Origin of the sequence: Mycobacterium sp. UM_11 (assembly GCF_001414075.1) — a bacterium.
GTDB lineage: Bacteria > Actinomycetota > Actinomycetes > Mycobacteriales > Mycobacteriaceae > Mycobacterium.
In genome coordinates this window covers 1-283 of the sequence record NZ_LATC01000286.1, presented here as the reverse complement: position 1 = coordinate 283, position 283 = coordinate 1, and the positions used below count along the sequence as shown (strand labels likewise).

Here is a 283-nt window from a genome sequence, read left to right as displayed (position 1 = left end):
CCGAGCGCGCCCGCCGCCGCGGCCTCACCCTGGGCAAGCAGGGCCCTGATGGCATGTCGGAGCTGCGCGGGCTGCTCACCCCCGAGCTGCGGGCCACCCTCGAGGCGGTGCTGGCCAAGCTGGCCGCCCCGGGCATGTGCAACCCGCTCGACGACATGCCGTGTGTCGACGGCACCCCGAGTCAGGAGGCCATTGATCACGATGGGCGCAGCGCCGCCCAACGCAACCACGATGGGCTCACCGCGGGGCTGCGCGCGCTGTTGGCCTCGGGAAAACTCGGCCG

1 protein-coding gene is annotated in these 283 nt (G+C 73.5%); it reads left to right on the top strand.

The window, feature by feature from the left end; all coding sequences use genetic code 11:
* A partial coding sequence (locus WU80_RS25055) for a DUF222 domain-containing protein (protein WP_156371919.1) occupies nt 1-283 on the top strand: 283 nt, incomplete at both ends.